The following is a 24,348-nucleotide window of genomic DNA, read 5'->3' on the forward strand; positions in this document are numbered from 1 at the left end:
CTCACGCGCGCGGCCCGTACGGCATACCCGTACGGGCCGCGAGTGCATCCGATACCCGTGCAACGCCTCGACACTCGGCGCCGAGTCCAACGAGGCCCACAAAGGGTTCGGGCCGAACCCCCGCGCGGCGAAGCCGCGCCGACAACACAGCTGGAGTACCCCGTACCCGCCCTCGTCGTCGCGGATCCGCACCCGGTTGTGCGCTGTGCGCCGTGCACCTTCACCTGTGCGCTGTGCTGGGCTGCGTTGTCATTCGGGGAGTCGAACCCCGGCACTGCCCCTCGTGCACCAGAAGGTGACCGATTGCCCGTCGGTCGCGGGTTGTGCGCGCCTCCGTGACGACTACCTGCTCCAGCTGCCGATCAGTCCAGCAGATCGACCTCCCAGTTGGTCCGCTGGATGCGGACATCGAGTTCCCGCAGTTCCGCGGCCAGCCGGTCGGCCCGGGCCCGGAGTTCGGCGACCGGCAGCGCGGACAGGATCTTCAGCTCCGACCGGAGCTGGCGGGCGTACCCGGGCCGGTTCTTTCCCGCCGCGGCGTCGGCGGCGTCGGTGATCACCGAATGCCGCAGCCGCAGCGCGTCCCGGCGTGCGAGCGCGTCGGTCAGCGTGCCGTCGGCGCCCACGGCGGTAGCGGCGTTGGTCCGATTGATCCGCCGGATCAGGGTCTCGTATTCACCGAGTACCTCACCGGCTTCGCGGAGCAGCGCCGCCGCGTCCTCGGCCGGCTCCTCACCTTCCTGGAACCGGGCGTTGCCGACGATCCGGGTACGCAACTGTTCGACCCGGCGCGCCGCGTCGGCACGCAATGACAGTGCTTCCGCCAGCTTCATACCCCACCCCTTCGATTGTGGATCACGAAGGTCCGAGTATGAACCGAAGTGCCGCATAGATCATCTTGTTTTCCGGCGGGGGCGCGACCGCCGGACCCCATCGTCCGCGGCCGGTCATCCGGTGGGGAGTGCGCGGCGCAATTCGGTGACCGCGATCCGTGCCGCCTCCGCGATCGCGGCGTCCACGGCGGGCAGGGCGGGATCGGCCCGGGCCGCCCGGGTGAAAACGGCGACCGCGACCGGATATTCGCCCGGGAACTCGACCACCGCGACCTCGTTACGGATGATGCCGATGGTGCCGGTCTTCCCGGCGACCCGCACCGCGCGATGCGGGAAACCGGCCGCGACCCGGTGCGGCCAGACCTGACGGCGCAGAACCGAGCGGGCGAAATCGGTCTGCGCGGCGGAAACCACCTCGCCGCGCCAGAGCGCGGCGAGCAGCCGTGTCATCTCCTCCGGCGTCGTCGCGCTCGTATAGGCGGGATCGTAGGCGGAGACGGTCCAGGCCTCGTCGTTGTCGGCGAGCGCGGCGAAGGCCGCCGCGGTGTCGTGGGTGTCGGTATCGCGGACCAGACTGCGATGGATATCGGCGGTTCCGCCGACCAGCCGGGTCTGCTCGAGACCCACCGATTCGAGCAGTTCGTGCACGGCGCCGAGCCCGATCTCGCCGAGCAGCAGATCGGCCGCCGCGTTATCGGAGACGGTGATCATGGAGGTCGCCAGGTCGCGGCGGCTCAGCGTCACCGGATCGTGCAGCGCGGACAGGCCGGTGGGGCCGGGTGTGCAGACGGCCGGTTCCACGGTGAGCCGGGACAGCGGATCCAGGCGGCCCGCGTCGACTGCGCGGCAGAAGGCCAGCAGCAGCGGAAGTTTGTACACCGAGGCGGTGGGCACCCGCTCGGTGCCGCCGACCGAGACCTCCTGCGCGCCGCCGTCGCAGCGGCGGGCGTGCAATCGTCCGGTACATCCGGCGTCGGCGAATACCGCGCGGAGGCGGTCGGTGACCGTCATCGCAGGCGTTCCCGGTAGAGAACCCGGTCCAGCGCGTCGGCCTGATCCTCGGCGCCGGGCCGGTGGATCACCCGGCAGCGCAATGCCACCGCCTGCGGCGCGATCCGCAACCACGCGACCCCCGGGATATCGGCCGGCGGGGTGGTGGTGAGCCCGAAGCCGGTACCGGCGGCCACCGCGGCGAGGATCGCGCGATCGTCGTGCACGGTCACGGTGGGAACGTCGAGGCCGCGCTCGCGCAACAGGTCCCGGACGGTATCGGAGGCCGGTGGGTTGGCGGCCCGCGGGAAGGCGGCGTGGGTGAGGCCGGCCAGCATGGGGAAGACCGGGCGTTCCGCGGCCGCGCTGCGATGGTCGGCGGGCACGACGATCCAGCGCGGCAGTTTCACCACCGGCCGGCAATCGACTCCGTCGACGAGCGCCGGATGTTCGATCACCGCGACGTCACACAGGCCCGACCGCACCGCCGCGACGAGGTCGACGGTACCGCCCACCGTCGTGGAAACCGCCTCACCGGCGGTGTTTCCGCCGCGCAGCACGGTGACGCAGGCCGTGACGATCCGGTCCGGAAGTGCCGCGGTGGCGCCCCAGTGCACCGTCCCGCGGGTGCGGGCGATGCGTTCGGCCTCGGCGAGCAGCCGCGCCGCGTCGTCGACCAGTAACCGGGCCCGGGGCAGCAGTTGCCGTCCGGCCGCCGTGAGGACGGCGCCCTGCCGGGTGCGATGGACGAGTTCGACACCGAGCCGGGTCTCCAGGCGCCGCAGGCCCTGCGAGAGCGGGGGTTGGGTCATATCCAGCACGGTCGCGGCCCGGCCGAAGTGTCCCTCGTCCGCGATGGCGACGAAATAGCCGAGATGGCGGATGAGGTCCATGGCGCTATTGAACCAGGGCCCCGCGGTCGCCGTCCGGTAACCGGTCGACATGCCGAGTGTCGCCTGACGACCCGCCCTGAACAGCATCCATATCAAATGCAAATGATACGCGGGAGTGTCGGATATTGGCGACGCGCGCGATGATACGTGTGTGCTGCCGGTGTGAACCCTCACCGATCCGACTCGCGCGCGCCCGCGCGAGGCCGAGCGACGCTGGCCGCCCTCGCAGTCGTCGCGCTGACGGCCGGCGGCTGTGGTACCGACCGGGGGAGCGAGCCGCCGCCACTGCCCACACTCAACGTCCCGGACAACTCCGCGCTCGCCACCACTTTGACCGAGATCGGCCAGCGGCACAATGTGATCTTCGGTATCGCCGCCTACAGCCCGACCGGTGCCCGGACGGTCGAATGGAACGCCGACGACCGGTTCGCGATGTGCTCGACCTTCAAGGTATACGCGGTGGCCGCGCTGCTGCGGCTGGCCGAACGTGAGGAACTGAAACTCGATGAGCGGGTGCCGATCGCCGAGGACGAGATCGTCCCGAACTCACCGGTCACCAGTTACCGGGCCGGCGAAACCCTGACCTGGTACAGCCTGGCGCAGGCCGCGATCGTGCGCAGCGACAACACCGCCGCCAATCTGATCCTGCGCCGGATCGGGGGCCCGCGCACGGTAACCGATCTGGCGCGGACAGTCGGCGATACCGAAACCCGGCTCGACCGCTGGGAGCCCGCGCTCAACGAGGCGCTGCCCGGCGACACCCGCGACACCAGTACCGCGACCGCCCTCGCGACCGGATATCACCGCCTGATCCTCGGTAACGGCCTCGCGCCCGAATACCGGCGCATGCTCACCGGGTGGCTTCGAGGCAGCGTGACCTCGGGCGAGCGGATGCGCAAGGGCCTGCCGGTCGGCTGGGTGGCGGCGGATAAGACCGGCGCGGGCGGGTTCGGCACCGTCAACGACGCCGGGGTCGTCTGGAGTCCCACCGGAACCTCGGTCGTACTGGTGATATTCAGCCGGTCGACCACCGGATACCCGATCGCGGCCCCGAGCAATGCCGCCGTCGCGGAGGCGACCACCGCGGTCTTGGACGCCATGACGGTCTGACGGCCGCCGGGGCGGGTCACCTTCCGAAGCGCAGTGTCAGTTCCGGAGTGAGCGGGTGGGCCAGACAGGGCAGTACCCGGCCGGCGGCGATCTCGTCGGTGGTGATGGCGGCCAGTGGGTCGGGCTCCATCCGGGCCTGCCCGTGTTCCACGGTCGCCAGGCAGGTCCCGCAGGAACCGCCCAGGCACGAATAGGGGAGATCCTCGCGCCGGTCCAGGGCGGCGTCGAGGATGCTGCGGTCGCGGGGCATCTCGAAGGTCAGTGGCGCACCGTGCCCGGTCAGGGTGACCCGGCTGCGGGCCGTGCCGGTGGTCGTGCCGGTCTCCGGTGTCCGGGTATCGAACAGTTCCACCATGATCCGCGCCCTCGGCACACCGCGTGCGGTGAGCGCCGCGACCGTCTCGGCGACCAGGGGGCGCGGTCCGCACAGGAACCAGTGGTCCGCAGGCTGTTCCGCGAGGCCGGCCGGGACGATCCGGCCGGATCGGTACTGCGCGCCCGGATCGGCGCCGGTGCCGGCCCGGTCGCGGGAGAGGTGGTGGACGACGCGCAACCGGTCCGGGTATCGCCGGCGGAGATCACGGATTTCTCCGGCGAGCATGATGTGGGCGCGGTCGCGGCTGCCGTAGTACAGGGTGCAGACGCTGTGCGGTTCGGATTCCAGGACGGTGGCCAGGATCGACAGGACGGGTGTGATCCCGCTACCCGCCGCGACCGCCGCGTAGGTCCGGCGGGCCCCCGGATCGAGTGCGGGGGTGAACGTGCCGGCCGGCTCGGATACCGAGAGCGTGGATCCGGTGATACCGGCGTCCAGCGCGTAGGCGCCGAAGGCGCCGCCGGGTACGCGTTTGACCGCGATGCGCAGACGCCCTGACGCCGGCGGGTCGCAGAGGGAATAACTGCGGCGGATGGGTTCACCGCGCCGGGTGCCGCGAACGGTCACGTGCTGGCCGCCGGTGTAGGCGAACCGATCCCGCAGGTCATCCGGTATCTCGAATTCCAGCATCACACTGTCGTCGGTATCCCGGACCACCGATCGCACCGTCAGCCGGTGGAACCCGCGCGCGGGCCCGGCGGGCAGCGGATCGAACAGGGGAGCCGGGGACGCCGGCGCCGGATCGATGATCCGGCGCAGCCTCCGTGCGCCCAGGCCGGCCACGGTCAGCGCGGCCCGGCCCACCAGATCCGGCCGCGCCATCGACGCGGGTGGGTCCAGGAGTCCGGCGATCCGGGCCGCTCGACGGCCGATGACGGGGTCGCGTTCGCCGATCGCCATCGCCAGACCGGCCAGCGGCCCGAGCGCGCGGGATACCGCGGTGGTATCCACATGCGGCATGGCCAGATCGAACAGGCGGGTGATGGCCCAGGGGTCGTCGACGGTGGCCGCGGCCGCGCGGAAGAAGCGGTGGGACAGGGCGTGGTCGCCCGCGGCGAGGACCTCGCGCAGGCGCAGCGCCTGTAGTGCGGAGACGGTCATTCCCTGACCGAAGGCCGGGCTGAAACTGCAGACGGCGTCGCCGAGTACAAGTAGTCCGTGTGGGAACCGGGCCAGTCGTTCGTAGCGGCGGCGAAGATTGGCCGGGTACCGGTAGGAGGCGATCTCGGTCAGCGGTTCGGCGTCCACCAGCGCGGCGCGCACATCCGGTGGTGCCACCGACGCCGCGAAACGCCAGAATCCGTCCGGATCGCCGGGCGGATGGTCCGCGCCGTACCCGATCAGGGTGAGAATATGGCGGTCGTCCTCCACCGCGAACAGTGCCAGGCCGCGGGCCGGATCCTGGTTCGCGACCACGATCTCCTTGTCGCCGCCCACCGGGCCGCCCGGTAACCGGAGATAGCGGCTCGCGTACTTCATATCGATCCGCACGCCTTCCTCGGGCGGCCGGTCGTAGCCGAGATCGGCCAGCCAGTCCAGGATCGGCCCGTGCCGGCCGGTACAGGCGACCACCAGGTCGGCGTGGATCCGGGCGCCGGTATCGAGGCGGACCCCGGTGACCCGCGTCCGGCCGGTGTCGGTGAGCAGACCGGCCGCGGCGGTGTCGTCGGCGATCTCCACCCCCGGCAGCGTCCGGACGCGTTGCCGTACCTGCCATTCCAGGAACGGCCGGCTCGCCTGCAGCAGCGAATAACCGGCGTCGGACTGCCGCAGCGTATGGCCGGCGATCGTCATCCGCATCTCGTTCAGCGCACGGCACTCCACCGCCCCCGCGGCGAGGAGGTCCGCGGTGATTCCGGGGAACAGTTCCTCGAGCGCCTGACGGCCGCGGGCCAGCAGGGCGTGTACGTGCCGGCCCTGGGGGACTCCCCGCCGGTCTCCCGGGGCCGACAGGTCGTCACGTTCGACCACCGTCACCCGCGCGAAGCTCTCGCTCAGGACGCGGGCGGTGAGGAGCCCGGCCATGCTGGCTCCCAGTACAACGGCGTGATCGCGCAGTTCCGTTCGCCCGGTTGCGCTCATCTGTGCCTCCGACCTCGTTGTCCGGCTCCCGCGACGGAAGACCGCCGGATCGGACGCTACCGCTACTGAGACTGATTGGCAAACTAGTCTCAGTATGGCCGAGGGGGTGACCGTCTGCCGGTGGTTTCGGGGTAGAAAGAGCCATGACCTCTTCGACCCGGTCGTCGGACGCGCTGCTGGACGCGGCGGTCGCGCTGATCGCGGAGGGTGGTCTGGACGCACTCACCCATACCGCGGTCGCCGCCCGGGCCGGAGTGTCCCGGGCCACCGCCTATCGGGAGTTCGGCGACAAGGACGGCCTGGTATCGGCGGTCGGCCGCCACGAGGTGGGCAAGATGGTGGCGGCCGCGTTCACCGTCATCGATGCCGGCGCCTCGGTCGGTGAGCTCGCCTACGCCGCAACGCTTTTCGCACTCCGATACCTGCGCGAGCATCGGGCCTTCCAGTTCATCCGGGTGCACGAACCCGCCTGGCTGCTCACCGTCGCGATCGAAGAGGGCCGGTCCCGGCTCACTCTCGTCGGCACGGTCGCCGCCTTCGCCGAACCGCTGATCGCGAGCCGGGCGGACACCACGCTCGCGCTCCCGGCCCGGCAGGCGGCGGAGGTCGTGGTGCGCACGGTGCTCTCGCACGCCCTGATCCAGGACAGCGCCCTCACCGACGAGGAGGTCGCGCGGACGGTCGCCCGCGCGATCACCACCGGACCCGATATCGCTCGCGGCCGGGACCCGCGATAGCGCCAGGGGCCTCGCGTAATCCGGCGGGAACCACGAGGATCGGCATATGAGCGTTTCGCCCGGCCGGCCCGGATTCACCTACACCGAGATCGGCGCGACGCTCGGCGAACTACCTCCGGGCTACCACCACCTGCGGCTCCGCCGCGAGGTCGGGCGCGGCACGGGCGATTTCCACCGGCTCGGCGAGGCCGTGCTCGGCTACCGGATGCAGCGCGGGCTGGGCATTCTCCGGGCTACCTCGAGCCCGGTGGCCGAGCCGGACGCCGAGGTCACCGTGCAACTCGGTCCCGGCCCGTTCGGATTACGCGCGCCCTGCCGGGTCGTCTACGTCCTGCGGGAGCCGGACCGGATCGGTTTCGCCTACGGCACCCTGCCCGGGCATCCGGAGAGCGGTGAAGAATTGTTCGCGGTCGAGTACGACCGGCCGACCGAGACCGTATTCGGTGTGGTCACCGCGTTCTCGCGGCCCGCGAGCCGGCTCACGCGGCTCGCGGGGCCGCTCACGGTACCGATGCAGTGGGCGATCGCACGGTCCTACCTGGTGGTGTTGCGGCGTACCCCGCCCGCCGGGTGAGGAGTCGGCGCCCGCCTGCCGGGTTCCCTCGGCACGGCGGTCGGGCAGACCCTCGCGGTGGATGAGGTCCGCTGAATCGGCCCGCGCGGGGCCGGGAGCCGTGTCCGGAAAACAGCGATATTCTGTTGGCTACGCCAATGGATGTACCGTTCGGGTATGGAAGAGACGCCCGCGCGCCTGACGGATAAGCCCAGCTGGTTGCTGACCCAGATGGCGGTGTATGCCCACCGCTTCGCCTCGGAGGCGTTCGCGGCGGCGGGTGCGCGCGGGTATCACTACCGCGTCCTGGCCGCGCTGGACGAGTTCGGTGTCGCCAGTCAGGCCGAGATCGGGCGCCGCTGCAATATGGATCGCAGCGACGTGGTGGCGGCCATCAACGAACTGGCCGAGCCGGGTTTCGTGGAACGGACCCCCGACCCGGGTGATCGCCGCCGCAACCTGATCAGCCTCACCGAAGCGGGAAGGGGTCAACTGGGGCGCCTCGACCGGGAGCTCGACCGGGTGCAGGACGATCTGCTCGCGCCGCTCCCGGATCGGGATCGTCAGGTGCTGGGCCGGCTGCTGGCCCGGCTGCTGACGCATCATCAGCGGGGGTAGGCGGGTCCGCGCCCCGTCGCGGTAGGCGGCCGGTTCCCCGGTGTAGCCGCATGGGGCGGCGAGTGCAAGTTCGCTCCGGAACTACTTGTTGGTCTCGCCAACGTTTGTTATCGTTGGCAACACCAACTAATTAGGAGTCGTCATCTCCGGACTCATCCGTTGCGCCGCAGCCGGACTCGCCGCCGTCACCCTCGTATTCGGCGTCACCGGTTGCGGGTCGCCCGCATCCCCCGTCACCTACCCCACCACCCAGGAGACCGCCGTGAACCCGACCGCCGTCACCCCGTTCGAAATCGCCGTCCCGCAGGCCGACCTCGACGATCTGACCGACCGCCTGGCCCGCACCCGCTGGCCCAACGAGATCGACGGCGCCGGATCGGATTACGGTTTCCCGCTCGCCCGCCTGCGGGAGCTGGCCGAATATTGGCGTACCGGCTACGACTGGCGTGAGCACGAGGCCGAGCTCAATCGCCTGCCGCACTTCACCACCGAAATCGAGGGCCAGAACATCCATTTCGTACACGTGCGGTCGCCGAAACCGGATGCCCTCCCGCTGATCCTGACCCACGGATGGCCGGGTTCCTTCCTGGAATTCCTGGACGTGATCGAACCGCTCTCACGTGATTTCCACCTGGTGATCCCGTCGATACCCGGATTCGGTTTCTCCGGGCCGACCCATGAGCGCGGCTGGGACGTCGCCCGGGTGGCGCGGGCCTGGGCCGAACTCATGCACCGGCTCGGGTACGAGCGCTACGGTGCGCAGGGCGGGGATTTCGGTTCGGGTATCTCCACGGCACTGGGCGCGCACGCCCCCGGCCATGTGGTGGGGGTGCACGTCAACTACCTGCCCACCCGGCCGGATCCCGAGGCCGGAGTAGAGCTGTCCGCCACCGACGAGGCCCGGCTCGACAAGGTCCGGCAGTTACTGGCCAACCGCCCGCCCTATCAAGCGCTGCAGGCCCTCACCCCGCAGACTCTCGGCTACGCGCTGACCGATTCGCCGGTGGGGCAACTGGCCTGGATCGCCGAACGTTTCGCGCAGTGGACCGACCCACGCACACCCGTCGACGACGAGCGGATGCTCACCGATATCTCGCTGTACTGGTTCACCGCCACCGCGGCGTCGTCGGCGCGGTTGACCCGGGAGACCGCGCGGGGTGGCGCCCCCTGCCCCGTGCCGCTGGGGGTGGCGGTGTTCGCTCACGACATCACACAGCCGGTGCGGCCGCTGGCCGAACGGCAGTACCACATCACGCACTGGTCGGAATTCGATCGCGGCGGTCATTTCGCGGCCATGGAGGTCCCGGACCTGTTCGCCCGCGATGTGCGCGATTTCTTCCGCTCGCTGAACTGACCGCCGCCGGTGCGGGGCACGGTGCGATCCGGCGTCCGGTCAGAGCGGCTTCACCACGAGACCGGCGGCCGCCGCGAACGCCGGTGCGAGGTCGAACAGCTGGCCGGGGGTGACGATCGCCCCGCGCAGAGCATCCACCCCGTCGCCGATACCGAGACTCCGGGCCTGCCGGAAGTCGACCTTGTTCAGTCGCGTGTCACGCAGCACCAGGGCCGCGATCTCGGTGCCGGGAAACTCGACCTCCGTGAGTTGCGCCCCGCCGAAATCGACGTGCCGCAGTACACAATCCACGAAGCGGACCTTCGACAGTTTCGCGCCGCGCAGGTTCACCGAATCGAATTTGCAGTCGTGGAAGACCACCCGCCGCAATTCGGCGCCACTGGCCTCCACACCCGACCAGGCACCCTCGATCACCTCGGCATCCATCCATACGGCATCGGGCATCTCGGTACCGGTGAACCGCACCCCGTGCAACCAGACATCGGCGAACCGGGCGTTATGGGCCGAACCGCCGGAGAAGGTCAGTGAGCGGAACGCGCACTCGCCGAATACCGCGTGCCGGATATCCGCGCCGGCGTATTCGGCCGGCTCGAATCGCGCGCAGTCGTACTCCTCCTCGGGCCGCAGGTCATCGGCCTTTTCCAGCCATTGCGAAAAGGGTAGATCCGCGATGTCCCGGGGCATCGGTGTCCTCACTGGTCGGGGTGGGTGGTGCTACGCCGGTGGAGGCTACACCGCCCGCCCGACAACGTCCCGATGCCGTGGACGCGGCAACGGAAGCGAAGTCACGTCCGTTGGCGGGCCAGCAGTTGCGCGAGGGTGGTCGCGGTCCGGGCGGACAGTTCGGCGAGCTGCAGGCGGCACGAGAAACCGTCGGCCAGGATCACGGTCTCGTGCCCGGCGGCCCGGACCGCGGGCAGCAGCGTGGTCTCGGCGACGGCCACCGAAACCTCGTAGTGGCCCTTCTCGACGCCGAAGTTACCCGCCAGCCCGCAGCATCCGCCGAGGGTCGTGACGGTCGCGCCGGTCCGCTCGAGCAGCCGCGCGTCGGTGGCCCAGCCCAGAACCGCGGCGTGATGGCAGTGCGGCTGGGCGAGGATCTCGACACCGGTGAGGTCGGGCGGTTGCCACCCGGGGGTTTCGCCGAGGATCTCGGCGAGGGTGCGGATCCCCGCGGCCACGACGGGCACGCGTGGATCGTCGAGGAGTTCGCGGGCATCACCGCGCCACACAGCGATACAGGAGGGCTCGACACCGATCACCGGGGTGCCACCGGCGATGATCGGGTACAGCACATCGAGCGCGGCTTCCAGCTGCCGGCGCGCCCCGGCGCGCTGACCGGTGGAGATCCAGGTCAGGCCGCAGCAGGCCTGCCCTTCGAGGAAGCGGGGACGGTAGCCGGCCCGGGCGAGTACCCGGACGAGCGCGTCCAGATGATCGTTGTCGAAACCGTCGGTGAAGGAGTCGACCCACACCACCACCGGCTGTCCCGTCGCATCCGGTATCCGGGTGGCCCGCCGATTCGAGCGGCGGGCGAACGCCGGCAGGTCCCGGCGGCGGTCGACCCCGGCGGACCAGCGGATCAGAGCGCCCAGCCCCGGGAGCCGGGTCCCGGCGTTGAGTGCGGGACCCAGCCGCAGCGCCGACACCAGCCGGGCCCACCGGGGTAACTGGCCCAGCGCGTAGTGGCTGCGCGGCCGTATCCGCCCGGCGTAGGCGCGGTCGGTGGCGATGGACTTGTAGGAGGCCATATCGACACCACTGGGGCAATCCCGGGAACACCCCTTACACGACAGGCAAAGGTCGAGCGCCTCGGCGACCTCGGGTGCGTCCCAGCCGGTGACGAGTTCTCCGTTGACCATCTCCTGCAGCACCCGGGCCCGGCCGCGGGTCGAATCCTTCTCCTCGCCGGTGGCCTGATACGACGGGCACATCACCTGGCCGGCGGCGTTCCCGTTCGCCAGGCACTTCCCGACGCCCGAACACTGGTGGATCGATTCCACCAGCAGCGGTTCACGCAGCGCCAGCGGTGTGGTGCGGGCAAGCGGGATGCGCATATCCGTCTCCACCGGCCGGGGATCGACCAGGACGCCGGGGTTGAGCAGGTTGCGCGGATCGAAGATCGCCTTCACCCGCCCCATCAGCGAGATCGCGGCAGGGGAGTACATACGGGGTAGCAGCGCCGAGCGGGCGCGGCCGTCTCCGTGTTCTCCCGAGATCGATCCGCCGTACCCGCCGACCAGGTCGGCGGCCTCTTCCACGAACCGCCGGTAGGCCTGGGGCCCGTCGGCGGTGTCGAGCGGGAAATCGATCCGGCAGTGCACGCATCCGTCGCCGAAATGGCCGTAGGGCAGGCCCCGGACGCCGTGCCGGCTCATCAGGCGGTCGAAATCGCGCAGGTAGGCGCCCAGGCGGTCCGGCGGTACCGCCGCATCCTCCCAGCCGCCGTATGCGGGCCGGTCCAGGCTCAGTGCCGCGAGTCCCGCCCCGTCCGCGCGGATCTTCCACAGGCGGTCGGCGGCCCGGGCGTCCTCGACGATCCGTCCGTCGCCGGCGCCGGCCGCGGCGAGCAGGGCCTGCGCGCGCTCGCGCAGCAGCGCCGGATCGTCGTCGGCGAGTTCGACGAAAACCCAGGCGTCGCCCTCGGGAAGCGCGGGGATACTCGCGGCGCCCTGCTGCTGCGCGACGACGTCGACGATCCGGCGGTCCAGGCCTTCGGCGGCGGTCGGGTGGTGCCGCAGAATCGCGGGCGCGTCGTCGGCGGCCGCCGGCATGGTGGGGTAGCCGAGGACGATCATCGCCTTGTGCGCCGCGTCGGCGGCGAGGCGCACGGTCGCTTCGGTGATCACGGCCAGTGTGCCCTCGGTGCCCGCGAGGAAGCGAGCGACGTCGAACCCGTTCTCCGGCAGCAGATGTTCGAGGGAATAGCCCGAGACCTGCCGGCCGAACCGGCCGAACTCGGTGCGGATCGTCGCCAGATTGTCGCGCACCAGCTGCTCTACGGCGTCCAGGGTGGGGGAGACGGTCCGGGTGCCCGACGCCACCCGCAACCGCTCCCCGGTACCCAGCACCACCTCGAGGGCGGCGACATTGTCGGCGCTGCGCCCATACCCCAGTGCCCGCGGCCCGCACGCATTGTTGCCGATCATCCCGCCGATCGTGCACCGGTTGCTGGTCGAGGGGTCCGGCCCGAACCGCAGGCGGTGCGGCGCCGCGGCCGACTGCAGCACCGCCTGCACCGTGCCGGGCTGGACGGTCGCGGTGCGGGCCGCCGGGTCGATACCGAGGACCCGGTCGAGGTGACGGCGGGTGTCCACGATGAGGCCGGGCCCGATGGCGTTGCCGCAGCACGAGGTGCCCGCGCCCCGCGGGGTGATCGCGATACCGTTGCGCAACGCGCTCTGCACGGCCGCGCCGAGCTCGTCGGCGGTTCCGGGATAGGCGATCGCCTGCGGAACCACGCGGTAGAGGCTCGCGTCACTGGTGTAGAGCGCCCGGGTGAGCGTGGAATCGTCCACGGCGACGCCCATCTCGCGCAGGTCGGTGAGCAGCCGGGCCAGCTGTTCCGGGCGCCGGTGGTCGCGGGAGGTGTCGGTATCGGTCATGCCGCCTGTCCGGTAGTCGGGAGTCCGTCTACTCGATGGTGAGGGTAGCCGGTGACCCGACGTGCCGATTTCGGGCCATGACACTCCGCCGGAACCGGGGATCGCGGGGGCGGGACGGCCGGATTCGAGCGGGTGCCCGGGGCGGCTACGGCGCGCACAAAGTATCGCGGTGGCCCGCGATCACGACTGCGCACCTCGCACCGTGAGACCCCGGGACCCGGCGGCGGTGAGGTTGCCGCGCAAGGTGGTGGATTCGTAGTCGTCGCGGAACAGGCCGCGGGCGCGCAGGAGCGGGACCACTTCGTCGGCGATCACTTCCAGACTGTCGAGCAGGATATCCGGTTGCAGGTTGAAACCGTCGCACGCGTAGGTGCGGTACCAGTGCTCGATCCGGTCGGCCAGTTGTTCCGGCGTGCCCACGAAGCCGCCGTGCCCGGAACCGGAATAGCGCGTCTGGCGCAGGTATTCGCGCACGGTGGGCCGGGTCTGGCGGATCTGCTCGAGAATGGATTCGCGGAATCCGATACTGCCGGTGAACAGGTCCGGGTCGGCCGGGCCGCGCAGCACCGCGTCGGGGAAGGGCTCGTCGAGGTCGAGTGCGGAGACATCGACTCCGATGGCATGCGACAGCCATGCCGCCGAATAGGCGGCGGGGCTGGATTCGTACAGGTCGTCGACCCGGCGGCGAGCCTCTTCTTCGGTGGAGCCCAGGGTCAGCAGCAGACCGGGCATGATGGCGACCTCGCCGGCCGCGCGGCCGGCGCGCACGGCACCGTCTTTGACCGTGCGGTAGTGGGCGCGGGCGGTTTCCGGAGTGATCTCGGCGGTGAACACACCGTCGGCGTAGCGGGAGGCGAGATCGCGGCCGCCGGGCGAACCACCGGCCTGGAACAGCACCGGCAGGCCCTGCGGGGAGGCGGGCGCGCGGAAATCGCCCTCGTAGTCGAAGAAGGCGCCGTGATGGCGGACCCGCTCGCCGGTGCCGGCCGCCGACCACAGGGCGCGCGACAGGGCGGCGAATTCGGCCGCGCGTTCGTAACGCTGGGTGCGCGGTACGACCCGCTCGAGCCCGAAGTTGGCCGCGGAGCGGTCGTCGCGGGTGGTCACCAGGTTCCAGCCGGCGCGGCCGTGCGACAGGTGGTCGAGGGTGAGGATGCGGGCGGCGAGGTCGACGGGATCGTTGAAGGTGGTGGAGGCGGTGGCGATGAGACCCACGTGTTCGGTGGCCCGGGCGACGTGGGTCCAGATGATATGCGGATCGAGCCGGATGGGGTTGGCGTCGTAGGCGGGGTCGCCGAGGCCGAGCCCGTCGGCGAGGAACACCGCGTCGAGGCGGGCGCGTTCGGCCAGCCGGCCGATCCGCTCCCAGTACTGCGCGGAGACGAAATCCAGGGTGCCGAGCAGCGGCGAGCGCCAGGCCGCCGGAATATAGCCGTAGACGAGCACATTCACGCCGAGCAGCACGTGGCCGGAACGGGGTTCGGTCATGGCGGTTACGCGCCCTGGCCCTGCGGGCGCAGGAAGGTGTTCGAACCGCCCGGCGGCGGGGTGCCGTTGACGTAGTAGTCGCCGAGCACCCGCTCCTTGAAGATGCGTGGATTATGGGAGGACAGGGTCCGGGCGTTGCGCCAATGCCGGTCCAGTCCCGCGGAGACCGCGGTCGCGGAGGCGCCGAGGGCATCGAAGACCGCGGCGGTCACCTCCAGCGCGGATTCCACGATCACCGTCTGCGCCTCGTGGGTGCGTACGGTGGCTTCGACGAGCGCGTCCTTCTCGGCCTGTTCGTCGCCGCGCAGGTGGGCCGTGGCGACGGCGTCCAGGGTCGCGGACTGTTTCTCGAGTGCGGCCTCGGCCTGGAACACCCGGGTGGCCAGCAGGCCGATCCGCTGTTGCAGCAGGGCATCCCGGGCCGGGACCTCGTCGATGCCCAGCGGGTAGTTGCGGGTCCGCCGGCGCAGCGCCTCCGTACCGTCGCGGAAAGCCGCCCGCGCAATTCCGACCAGCACCGCGAGCAGGGCGGTCTGATAGAAGAGCCCCTGATACGCGAACCGCTCCTCGGCCGGGAAGAGCCCGTGTTCGTCGACCACCGCGTCGCGGTAGCGGGCCGACCCGCTGGCGGTGGTCTGCTGTCCGAAGCCCTCCCAGTCGTCGGTGAGGGTGACGCCGTCCTGTTCGCGCGCCACGAGCGCGGTGACGAGCCGGTCGTCCTCGTCGCGGCCGATCACATCGAGCCAGTCCGCGTAGAGGCTGCCGGTGGCGTAGTACTTGTTCCCGGTCAGCCGGGTGACTCCGGCGGTGGTCGTGAGCCGGGTGCCGATATCGCCGAACTTCGCGTTGTTCGCCTCGGTCCAGCCACCGCCGACGAAATCGCCGCGCCGGAAACGCTCGAGCCAGACCTCGGTGGCCGGATGGTCCGGGGAGTTGAGCCTGTCCTCCACGAACGCGAGATGGTTGCGGAAGACATGGGCGATATTCGGGTCGGCGGCGCCGAGGTCGGCGAGGAGCAGGAACACCTGTTGCAGGGTGGCGCCGTCGCCGCCGAAGGCGCGGGGAATTCGCAACCGGGAGAACCCCGCGTCCACCAGCAGCCGCACTTGCTCGAACGGGAACTCGCGCGCGCGTTCGCGGTCCGCGTTGCCCGCGGCGATGCGATCGAAATGCGGTCGGTAGGTGGCGGCGAGCGCGTCGTAGCCGGCCTCCGGACGGGCCAGCAGTGACCGGAGATCGGCCGTGGTGGGGGCTGCCATGGGGGTCCTTTCTTCGGCGGATGGATCGGCGGTCAGCGATAGACCCCGGTGGACGGCGCGGCGAACGCCGGCGCGGCAGCGGTCAGCAGATCGGCGGGCGGCGGCAGGCCCAGGGTGTCTCGCAGGGTCGTGTGAGGATCGGCGCGGAACGCGGAACCCGGGGTGGAGACGAGATCGGCGGCGGTCCGCAGCAGGGTCGCGGCGGTGGCGGTGGGGTCGTCGCCGACCGCGGTGCGCAGCAGGATTCCGTAGGCTCCGGCGGCGAGTAGTGCGGCGGCGGATGCGGGATCGTGGGCAGGTACCTCGGCCAGCACCGGCCGGGCTCCCGCACGGTTCGCCCCGGTGCCGGACTCCGCTTCTCGGTGGTGCGAAACCGCGGCGGCCACGGCAGCGCGATCGGGGAAACCACCCAGCACGGTCAGGTCGTACACTTCGACGCCGCGGATTCCGGCCGCCGGATCCGGCTCGTACCAGGCCAGTACCGGTGTGCCCTGGAGTGAGCCGGGGATACTCAGCGGTCCGGCGGTCACGGCGGCACCGCGGTGATCGACCCGCCGGATCCGTTCCGAACGCACCAGGATCCCGGATTCCTTGTCCCCGACGACGCTGTCCGCCGGCCAGCTCTGCCACAGGCCGGCGATCGCGCGGGCGGTATCGGCGGCGGTATCCGGCCCGAGTTCGGCCGTCCTGCCCAGCCCGGCCCCGCTCCAGGCCTTCTCGGTACGGCCGCGCGGGTCGCGGCTGCCCAGCAGCACTCCGGACCGGCCGCGGGTGAGGTGGTCCACCGACAGTGCCCGGCGGGCCAGGTTGTAGGGCAGATCGATATGCGCCGTCGCGGCGAGGACCACCGCCGGGCCGCCGTAGGAGGCCAAGGCGGTCGCCAGCAGGCTGGGGTCGAGATCGGTCGCGGCCGGAGTGGCGCCGGGACCGGCGAGGCGGTCGATCCCGACCACCGCGAACGCGGCGGGATGGCCGGACCAGACCTCCCGCAGCCGCGCGTCGTCCAGGATCGCCACCACCTCGGCAGTGGTGAATGCCACCGCCGACACGGGGACGCCGGAATACGGAGGAGTCATGAGCGCAGCGCTTTCGTCGGGCCGAGGTCGGCGTCGAGCAGGGCCCGTGTCGCGGACGAGCGGGCGGCGTCGTAGAGATGCTCGGTGCGGAACTCGTCGACCAGCCGGCCGCCGGAGAGGACGCCGATCCGGTCGCTGACCCATTCGACGAGACCCAGGTCGTGCCCGACGAACACACAGGTGAGATTCAGCCGTTCCCGCAGTCCCAGCAGGAGATCGATGATCTCGGCCTGGGTGGAGACGTCCAGCGAGGAGGTCGGCTCGTCGAGTATCAGAACCTCCGGTTCCAGCGCCAGCGCCCGGGCGAGACACACCCGCTGTGCCTGACCACCCGACAGCGCGTGCGGGTACCGGGCGGCGAATTCGGCCGGCAGGCCGACGAGGTCGAGCGCCCGGGCGACCGCCTCCGCCGCCGCCGCGCGGGAGCGGACCCGGCCGAACCGGCGCAGCGGCCGGGCGATCTGTTCGCCGACCCGAACGCCCGGGTTGAGTGAACCGACGGGGTCCTGGAAGACGTACTGCAACCGCGCCCGCAGGTCACGCAGGCCGGCGGATGGTGTGCCGTCGATCCGGGCGCCGTCGAAGACGACCGTGCCGGCGGTAGCGGGCAGCAGCCCGCCCATCACCCGCCCGAGTGTGGATTTCCCGGAACCGGAGGGTCCGATGAGACCGTAGATCTCGCCGGGACGGATCGCGAGGGACACTCCGTCGACAGCGAGATGGTCGCGTTTGGCGAGGCCGGTGCCGAATCCGCCGACTGTGAAACGTTTGGTCACCGATTCCAGTCGCAGCAACGGTGCTGCCGCCTCGTTGCGGGCCGGTGGCGTGGCAGTCTCCGGCGCGGAGGCGGCCGGCGACAGGCTCCGGGGGCCGTGCCACCGCGGTAGCGCCGCCCGCTTACCCAGCCGCGGGACCGCGGCGAGCAACTCCCGGGTGTAGGGGTGCGCGGGCGCGGTGAGCACGGTATCGCGTGAGCCCTGTTCGACAGCGCGTCCGCGCGAGAGCACCACGACGCTGTCGGCCATATGGGCCACCACATCGAAATCGTGGGTGATCAACAGGAGGGCGGATCCGGTACTGCGGGTGATATCGCGCAGCAGATCCAGGATCTGGCGCTGCACAACGGTATCCAGGGCGGTGGTCGGCTCATCGGCGATGAGGACCGCGGGTTCGGACAGGGCCGCCAATGCCACCGCGACCCGCTGACGCATACCGCCACTCAGTTCGTGCGGATAGGACCCCGCTACCCGTTCCGGGTTGTCGAAACCGACCTTGGTGAGCCAATCCGTCGCCAGTTCGCGGCGTGCGGCCCGGGTCGTATCCGGGCGGTGCCGGACCAGGACTTCGTCGAGCTGCGCGGCGATGCGGTGCGCGGGATCGAGTGCGCCCAGCGGGTTCTGGAACACCATGCCGATACCGGTGCCCCGGTAGCGGGTGAGTTTCCGTTCCGGCAGCGAGGTGAGATCGACCGCCGGGCCGCTGCCGGAGCGCAAGCGCACCGTGCCGCCCAGGACGCGGGCCCCGCGAGGCAGCAGGCCTATCACCGCGGCCGCGGTGAGGCTCTTGCCGGAGCCGGATTCCCCGACCAGGGTGAGCACTTCACCGGCGGCCAGTGCGAAGGACAGCCCCGAGACGGTCGGCTCGCCGGTACCGTCACCGGGAAACCCGATGCTCAGATCCACGACCTCGAGCACCGTGGGCCCGGCCGGGGCCGGCCGCCGGATATCGGGGTCGTGGGTGGACAGGGCGGTCATCGGCGCCCGCCCCGAGTCCGGGGGTCGGACAGATCGTGCAGGGCGTCACCGAGCCAGTTGAAGGCGAGGGCGACCAGCGCCACCGTGATGCCCGGGATCACCGCCACATACATATGGCCGGAGAGCAGGACTTTCGCGCCGGAGGCGATCATCTGGCCCCAGTCCGGGGTGGGCGGCTGCACACCGATCCCGACCGCGCTGAGACTCGCGGAGAACACCACCATCGCGGCGACCAGACCGGTCCCGTAGACCACGATCTGCCCGCGCACATTCGGCAGTACCTCACGCACCATCAATGACCAGCGGGTCGCGCCGAGCGCGGTCGCCGCCTCCACGTATTCGCGCCGCGTGTGCTGTTTCACCTCCGCGAACACCACTCGGGTGACGTAGGGGACGACGTGGAACACGATCGCCACCACCACGACCACCGCTCCGGGCCGCAACAGCGCCGCCAGCGCGACCGCGACCAGCACGACCGGAAAAGCGAAGAGCATATCCACCATCCGCATCACCAGCCCACTCACCCGGGGGCCGGCGAACCCGGCGAGCAGTCCCGCCACCGAACCCAGCGCGGTGGCCCCGGCCACCGAGACCACGGCCAGCAGCAGGGAGGTCCGGCCGCCCCACAGCACCCGGCTCAGCAGATCCCGGCCGAGATCGTCGGTGCCGAGCAGATGACCGCCGCTGCCGGGCGGGAGGAATTTGGCGGCGGGATCGGTCGCGAGCGGATCGTAGGGCGCGATCAGGGGCGCGAGCAAGGAGAGGAGTACCACGACGCCGATCGCGGCCACGGCGGCGACGAACTGGGCGCTGTATCGCCGGCGGGGCCCGGCGGCGAGCACCGAGGCCCGGGGGAGAGCGAACACCATCAGGCCCCCCGCAGTCGTGGATCGAGGGCGTCGACGACGATATCGGTGAGCAGGTTGACCAGTAGGTAGCACAGTGCCACCAGCACGATGCCGCCCTGGATCACCGGATAGTCCTTACCGTTCACCGCGTTCACCAGCTGGGTGCCGATTCCGGGCCAGTTGAAGACGATCTCCACGAAGAACACGCCGGTGATGAGGGTCCCGATCTCGAGTCCGGTGACATTGACGATGCTCGGCGCGATATTGCGGAACACGTTGCGGCCGTAGATCGTCCGTAACGCGACTCCCTGCGATCGGAAAGTCCGCACATAGTCCCCGGCCGCTTCGCGGATCACCCCGATCCGCACGAACCGGGCCAGCACCAGAGTGGAGATCAGCGCGGCCGATACGGCGGGCAGCACCAGATGCCGGAGCAGATCACCGAATCCGCCGCCGCCCCGGGATTGCATCCCGCCCACGGGCAGCCAGCCCAGTTGCAGCGCGAACACACTGATCAGCACGAGCCCGAACCAGTACACCGACAGATTGCTGCCGATCTGCGCCACCAGCATCACCGCGCGGTCGATCCAGGTGTCGTGGTAGACGCCGGCCAGCCCGCCGATCAGGGTGCCGAACACCAGGCACACCAGGGTGCCCGCCACGGTCAGTATCAGCGTGTTGAGGAAGGGCGGGATCAGCATGTCGAACACCGGAGTGCCGAGACCGAGCGACAATCCGCCGCCGTCGGCCGCGAGATTCTTCAGCCAGACGAAATACTGCTCCCACAGCGGTCGGTCCAGCCCATAGGTCGCCCGCAGTTCGTCCAGTTGCTCGGGGGTGTAGCGGGACGCGAACTGTGCTTCCACCGGATCGCCCGGGGTCAGCACGCCGAGCAGGAAGGCCAGTATCGAGACCAGGAACAGGATCGGCAGCATATTGAGGAGGCGGAACCCGAGCCGGCGCAACGACCTCATCGTGAACCCGAGAGCCACACCGGTGCGAGGTCGTACCAGTTGGTGGCGGGGAATACGAAGCCTTCGACGTTGGGCCCGGCCGCGTAGAAGCGGTTCTGGTTCACCACCGGGATCACCAGGGCGTTGGTGCGCAGCTTCTCCTCGGCCTGCTGCCACAGCCGGATCCGGCCGTCCGGGTCGGGAGTGTGCAGCGCGGTCTCGATCGCGGCCGTCACATCCGGATACTTCGCCGGGTCCAGTCCGCGGTTCCGCAGGCCGTTGTAGCCGTTGTACAGCCATTCCGCGTCGGTCTCACCGAACTCGTCGATGCTCAGTCCGTCGCCGGGCTGCGGTGTGACGATCCGCGCCGAATAGTTCACCCGGTCCAGGCTGACGATATCCACCTCGACCCCGATGGCCTTCAGATGCGCCTGCAGCCATTGCCCGAGATTCTCGTTGGCGACGTCGATGACCAGGTTGAACCGTAGCTCGCTGGGCCCGAAACCGGCTTCCGACAACAGCTGCCGCGCACGGTCGGGGTCGTAAGGGAAATCGCGGACCGCCGGATCGTAGGCCTCGTTGCCGGGCGGCAGGAACGAGTACTGCGGGGTGGCGTAGCCGTTGAAGACTTCCTTCGCCAGCGCTTCCCGGTTCAGTCCGTGGATCAGCGCGCGGCGCACCCGGTCGTCGTCGAAAACGGGGTTGCGGCGGTTGAACGAGAAGTAGACGAGTTCGGCGCCCGTGCCCTCGGGCACCTGAAAGCCGGCGTTCTCGAGTCCTTCGACATCGTCGGGCGGGACGTAGCTGATCAGATCCACCTCGCCGCTGCGCAGCGAAGCCACCCGGGTCTGGTTGTTGGGGATGATCCGGAAGGTGAGAGTGTCCGAACGGGGGCGTTCACCCCAGTAGTCCGGGTTGCGCTGCAGCACGATGCGGTCGCCGATCGCGCGGGAGCCGAAACGGTACGGCCCGGTGCCCTCGGGGTGCTGGGCGAACTCGTCGTTGCCGAATTTCTCCCACACCGCCGGATTCCCGATCGGCAGCGTGTACATCGACTGGGCGAGGATGCGCGGGAAACCGAGGAACGGCTTGTCGAATTCGAAGGTGTAGGTGTGGTCGCCGGTGGGATGGGCGTCGCGCAGGTTGCCGAACCAGACCTTCACCCGGCCGGCGCTCTGTTCGTCGAAGAATCCGTAGGCGCGATCCCATACCCGCTGGACGTTCTTGTGCAGCGCGGCCGCGTCGAAGGGGGTGCCGTCGTGGAACCGGACGCCCTCGCGGAGCCGGAAGTTCCAGATCCGGCCGTCACCGTTGTGACTCCACTCGGTGGCCAGCACCGGCACCAGCCCGGGGACCCCGTCGGTGGTGGTCAGATCCTCCCCGACCAGCGGTTCGAAGATGTGACGGGAGACGCGGTAGGTCTCCCAGTAGGTCTGCCGGTGCGGATCGAGCCCGCGCGGCTCCAGATACAAACCGGTGATGAGTTCGCCACCGTCGGTCGGCGCTGCGCCGTTTCCGCCACCCGTGCAACCGGTGAGCAGGACAACGGCTGCCAGTCCGGCCGCGATGAGGGCATTGCGTTTGTTCCTGCGCACTGGTCGTTTGCTTTCGTCGGCACCGAAGTCTTCCGACGGAGAAACATAGGACGATGTGTCCCGGCGCTCACGGCATTCGCTCAGTGTGATTAGTTTGCGACGGATTCCCGGAGTCGGGATGTACGGTCCCGGTTCGGCTTCGGCGGGCCCGGGTGGCGATCGCCGGCTACCGGGACCGCCGGAAGGGCTGTGGCGGTGCCGTCAACGGGCGCACCGTCACGCCGGTCGCCGGCGGTTCGGGTCCGACACCCGGTTCATCATCACGACCGCGGCGGTGGCTGTCGAATAGGGGGCCGGTCGTCGTGCGCGGCCTCGTCGCGACGTCGCGGGTCGCGGCGTTTGACCTGCGCGATCCCGTCCGAACGTATCTCGGAAGTCAACCATTTCCTCTTTAGAGAATGCTATTCTCCTAGCCGTGGCGAGGTTGCCGGTCGGATGCGCCCGGCGGTACCGAAAGCGGCCCCATCCCTGCGGATACCCCATGCTCGGTACTATCCTTACAAAGATTGCAATACTTATTGCGCTTGCCTGGATGGAGCGTTAGATTCCTTACAAGTCCTCGACATCGAGGCGGATCAGCGCTATCGGCCGGGTCGGTTGGGAGTCAGTCGGAATGTTGCAGCAAGAGGCGCGCTTTCAGGGCGGTCAGGCTATCGGTCTCGCGGCCGGCTGGAGTCAGCGGCGGATCACCGCTCCCAGCCGGCTCTTCGGAGCCAACGGCCTACGGACCGGCCCGGACGGCCGGATCTACATCGCGCAGGTCACGGGGAGTCAGATCAGTGCCCTCGATATCGATACCGGCGCGATCGAGACCATCAGCGCCAAGGGCGGCGATATCATCGCCCCCGACGACTGCGCCTTCGCGCCCGACGGCACCCTCTACGCCACCGAGGTGATGGACGGCCGGGTCAGCGCCCGGCACGCCGACGGCACCACCCGGCTGCTGCGCGCCGATCTGCCCAGCGCCAACGGCATCACGGTGTATCAGGGCCGGTTGTTCGTCAACGAATGCCGGCCGGGCGGGCGCCTCATGGAACTGCCGCTCGACGGTGGCGCGCCCCGCATCCTGCTCGAGAACATCGAGCAGCCCAATGCCATGGAGGTCGGGCCGGACGGATTGCTGTACTACCCGGTGATGGGTCTCAACGAGATCTGGCGGATCCATCCCGACGGCGGCGAACCCGAGCGCGTGACCGGTGACCTCGGTGTCCCGGATTCGGTGAAGTTCGACTCCGAGGGCTGGATCGTCTCCACTCAGGTGGCCTCCGGGCAGGTGCTGCGGATCAATCCGCGCAACGGAGAGAAAACCCTGCTGGCCCAGCTGAACCCCGGTCTGGACAACTGCACCCTGGTGAACGGGCGCCTGTTCGTCTCCAACTTCACCGGTGAGATCACCGAGATCCTGTCCGGCGGCGAAACCCGCACCACCCTGCCCGGCGGCCTGAACTGGCCGCTGGACCTGACCGTGGGGCCCGACGGCACGCTGTTCGTCGCCGACGGCACCTACTTCTACGCGGTCGGCCCGGATGGACTCGAAACCCAGGGCATGCTGTTCAGCCCGGGCTATCCGGGCTTCGTCCGGGGCGCCACCGCCACCGGCCCGGGCGAATTCGTGGTCGCCACCGCCGGCGGCCAGGTCGCACGCTGGCGTCCCGCCGCCGGGGAGAGCGAATTCCTGGCGGGCGCCGAGGCGCCGTTGGATCAGCTCTACGGGATCGAGGTCGGGCCGGGCGGGGTCATCGTGACCACGGAATTCGGCACCGGCCGCGTCCTCGGGGTGAACGGCGGCGGCGGAGCCGATGTCCTGGCCTCGGGTCTGGACAAGCCGATCGGCGTGGCCTTCACCACCGGGGGCACCTGCCTGGTCGCCGAATCCGGTGCGGGCCGGATCGTCTCGGTCACCCCGGCGGGTGTGGACACCGTCGTCGACGGTCTCGACACCCCGCAGGGCATCCTGGTCCGCGGCTCCGAACTGCTGGTCGTCGACTCCGGGGCCAAGAATCTGGTCTCTATCGACCTGGATACGAAGGCCCGCGAAGTACTGGCCTGGAACCTGCCGGTGGGCGCGCCCCCGGGAGTGACACCGAAACCACTGCTGGGTATGCCGCCGTTCTCCGGCCCGCAGGGGCCGTTCGCGGGTATCACCGCGGGCGCCGACGGCACCCTCTATATCGCCGCCGATGCCGAGGGCAGTGTGCTCGCGTTCCGGAAGGACGGGTGAGAA

19 protein-coding genes are annotated in these 24,348 nt (G+C 70.1%); 6 read left to right on the top strand and 13 right to left on the bottom strand.

What is annotated here, in order from left to right; all coding sequences use genetic code 11:
* Positions 1 to 362 precede the first annotated feature (362 nt).
* The 3 genes from ACWDU1_RS01790 to ACWDU1_RS01800 all read right to left on the bottom strand — a co-directional run bounded on the left by ACWDU1_RS01790 (position 363) and on the right by ACWDU1_RS01800 (position 2,716).
* Positions 363 to 833, bottom strand: a complete 471-nt coding sequence (locus ACWDU1_RS01790) for a DIP1984 family protein (RefSeq protein WP_449994993.1) — start codon at positions 831 to 833, stop codon at positions 363 to 365.
* Positions 834 to 947: 114 nt separating this feature from the next.
* On the bottom strand, positions 948 to 1,844 hold the full coding sequence (locus ACWDU1_RS01795) for a serine hydrolase (protein ID WP_449994994.1): 897 nt from the start codon (positions 1,842 to 1,844) through the stop codon (positions 948 to 950).
* On the bottom strand, positions 1,841 to 2,716 hold the full coding sequence (locus tag ACWDU1_RS01800) for a LysR family transcriptional regulator (RefSeq protein ID WP_449994996.1): 876 nt from the start codon (positions 2,714 to 2,716) through the stop codon (positions 1,841 to 1,843). The genes ACWDU1_RS01795 and ACWDU1_RS01800 overlap by 4 nt, the downstream gene beginning before the upstream one ends.
* Positions 2,717 to 2,878: 162 nt before the next feature.
* Here ACWDU1_RS01800 and bla point away from each other — a divergent pair, with 162 nt between their 5' ends.
* Positions 2,879 to 3,826 carry a class A beta-lactamase gene (bla, locus tag ACWDU1_RS01805; protein ID WP_449994998.1) on the top strand — a complete coding sequence of 316 codons (948 nt, stop codon included), beginning with the start codon at positions 2,879 to 2,881 and terminating at the stop codon, positions 3,824 to 3,826.
* 16 nt (positions 3,827 to 3,842) lie between these two features.
* Here bla and ACWDU1_RS01810 read toward each other — a convergent pair whose 3' ends face one another.
* The gene (locus ACWDU1_RS01810) at positions 3,843 to 6,284 is read right to left on the bottom strand and encodes an FAD-dependent monooxygenase (RefSeq protein WP_449994999.1); all 2,442 of its coding nucleotides are present in this window, start codon (positions 6,282 to 6,284) and stop codon (positions 3,843 to 3,845) included.
* 143 nt (positions 6,285 to 6,427) lie between these two features.
* On the opposite strand from ACWDU1_RS01810, the gene ACWDU1_RS01815 reads away from it, so the two are divergent.
* The 4 genes from ACWDU1_RS01815 to ACWDU1_RS01830 all read left to right on the top strand — a co-directional run bounded on the left by ACWDU1_RS01815 (position 6,428) and on the right by ACWDU1_RS01830 (position 9,546).
* Entirely contained in the window at positions 6,428 to 7,021 is a 594-nt protein-coding gene (locus ACWDU1_RS01815; RefSeq protein ID WP_449995001.1) for a TetR family transcriptional regulator, read from the top strand.
* A 46-nt stretch (positions 7,022 to 7,067) separates the two neighbouring features.
* Complete coding sequence (locus tag ACWDU1_RS01820; protein WP_449995003.1) at positions 7,068 to 7,595, top strand: DUF1990 family protein; 528 nt, start codon at positions 7,068 to 7,070, stop codon at positions 7,593 to 7,595.
* A 156-nt stretch (positions 7,596 to 7,751) separates the two neighbouring features.
* Positions 7,752 to 8,192, top strand: coding sequence for a MarR family winged helix-turn-helix transcriptional regulator (locus ACWDU1_RS01825; protein WP_449995004.1), 441 nt, complete (start codon positions 7,752 to 7,754; stop codon positions 8,190 to 8,192).
* A gap of 262 nt (positions 8,193 to 8,454) precedes the next feature.
* Entirely contained in the window at positions 8,455 to 9,546 is a 1,092-nt protein-coding gene (locus tag ACWDU1_RS01830) for an epoxide hydrolase family protein (protein ID WP_449995006.1), read from the top strand.
* Positions 9,547 to 9,585: 39 nt separating this feature from the next.
* Here the strand turns inward: ACWDU1_RS01830 and ACWDU1_RS01835 are convergent, their stop codons facing one another.
* The 9 genes from ACWDU1_RS01835 to ACWDU1_RS01875 all read right to left on the bottom strand — a co-directional run bounded on the left by ACWDU1_RS01835 (position 9,586) and on the right by ACWDU1_RS01875 (position 22,124).
* A complete protein-coding gene (locus tag ACWDU1_RS01835; RefSeq protein WP_449995008.1) occupies positions 9,586 to 10,230 on the bottom strand; it encodes a pentapeptide repeat-containing protein in 645 nt (214 codons plus the stop codon).
* Positions 10,231 to 10,331: 101 nt separating this feature from the next.
* Positions 10,332 to 13,151 (bottom strand): FAD-binding and (Fe-S)-binding domain-containing protein, encoded by a 2,820-nt coding sequence (locus tag ACWDU1_RS01840; protein ID WP_449995010.1) that lies wholly within the window; start codon positions 13,149 to 13,151, stop codon positions 10,332 to 10,334.
* 180 nt (positions 13,152 to 13,331) lie between these two features.
* Positions 13,332 to 14,639, bottom strand: a complete 1,308-nt coding sequence (locus ACWDU1_RS01845; RefSeq protein ID WP_449995012.1) for an LLM class flavin-dependent oxidoreductase — start codon at positions 14,637 to 14,639, stop codon at positions 13,332 to 13,334.
* Positions 14,640 to 14,644: 5 nt separating this feature from the next.
* The gene (locus ACWDU1_RS01850; RefSeq protein ID WP_449995014.1) at positions 14,645 to 15,898 is read right to left on the bottom strand and encodes an acyl-CoA dehydrogenase family protein; all 1,254 of its coding nucleotides are present in this window, start codon (positions 15,896 to 15,898) and stop codon (positions 14,645 to 14,647) included.
* Between the two features lie 32 nt (positions 15,899 to 15,930).
* Positions 15,931 to 16,938: a hypothetical protein gene (locus ACWDU1_RS01855; protein ID WP_449995016.1), complete on the bottom strand. Its 1,008-nt coding sequence runs from the start codon at positions 16,936 to 16,938 to the stop codon at positions 15,931 to 15,933.
* Between the two features lie 32 nt (positions 16,939 to 16,970).
* Entirely contained in the window at positions 16,971 to 18,728 is a 1,758-nt protein-coding gene (locus tag ACWDU1_RS01860) for an ATP-binding cassette domain-containing protein (RefSeq protein ID WP_449995018.1), read from the bottom strand.
* Positions 18,725 to 19,597 (bottom strand): ABC transporter permease, encoded by an 873-nt coding sequence (locus ACWDU1_RS01865; protein WP_449995020.1) that lies wholly within the window; start codon positions 19,595 to 19,597, stop codon positions 18,725 to 18,727. Before ACWDU1_RS01865 ends, ACWDU1_RS01860 begins: the two co-directional genes overlap by 4 nt.
* Positions 19,597 to 20,550, bottom strand: a complete 954-nt coding sequence (locus ACWDU1_RS01870; RefSeq protein WP_449995022.1) for an ABC transporter permease — start codon at positions 20,548 to 20,550, stop codon at positions 19,597 to 19,599. Before ACWDU1_RS01870 ends, ACWDU1_RS01865 begins: the two co-directional genes overlap by 1 nt.
* Complete coding sequence (locus ACWDU1_RS01875) at positions 20,547 to 22,124, bottom strand: ABC transporter substrate-binding protein (protein WP_449995024.1); 1,578 nt, start codon at positions 22,122 to 22,124, stop codon at positions 20,547 to 20,549. The genes ACWDU1_RS01870 and ACWDU1_RS01875 overlap by 4 nt, the downstream gene beginning before the upstream one ends.
* Positions 22,125 to 22,737: 613 nt before the next feature.
* On the opposite strand from ACWDU1_RS01875, the gene ACWDU1_RS01880 reads away from it, so the two are divergent.
* Positions 22,738 to 24,345, top strand: a complete 1,608-nt coding sequence (locus ACWDU1_RS01880; protein ID WP_449995026.1) for an SMP-30/gluconolactonase/LRE family protein — start codon at positions 22,738 to 22,740, stop codon at positions 24,343 to 24,345.
* Positions 24,346 to 24,348: the final 3 nt, after the last annotated feature.

The organism is Nocardia sp. NPDC003345 (assembly GCF_053589395.1).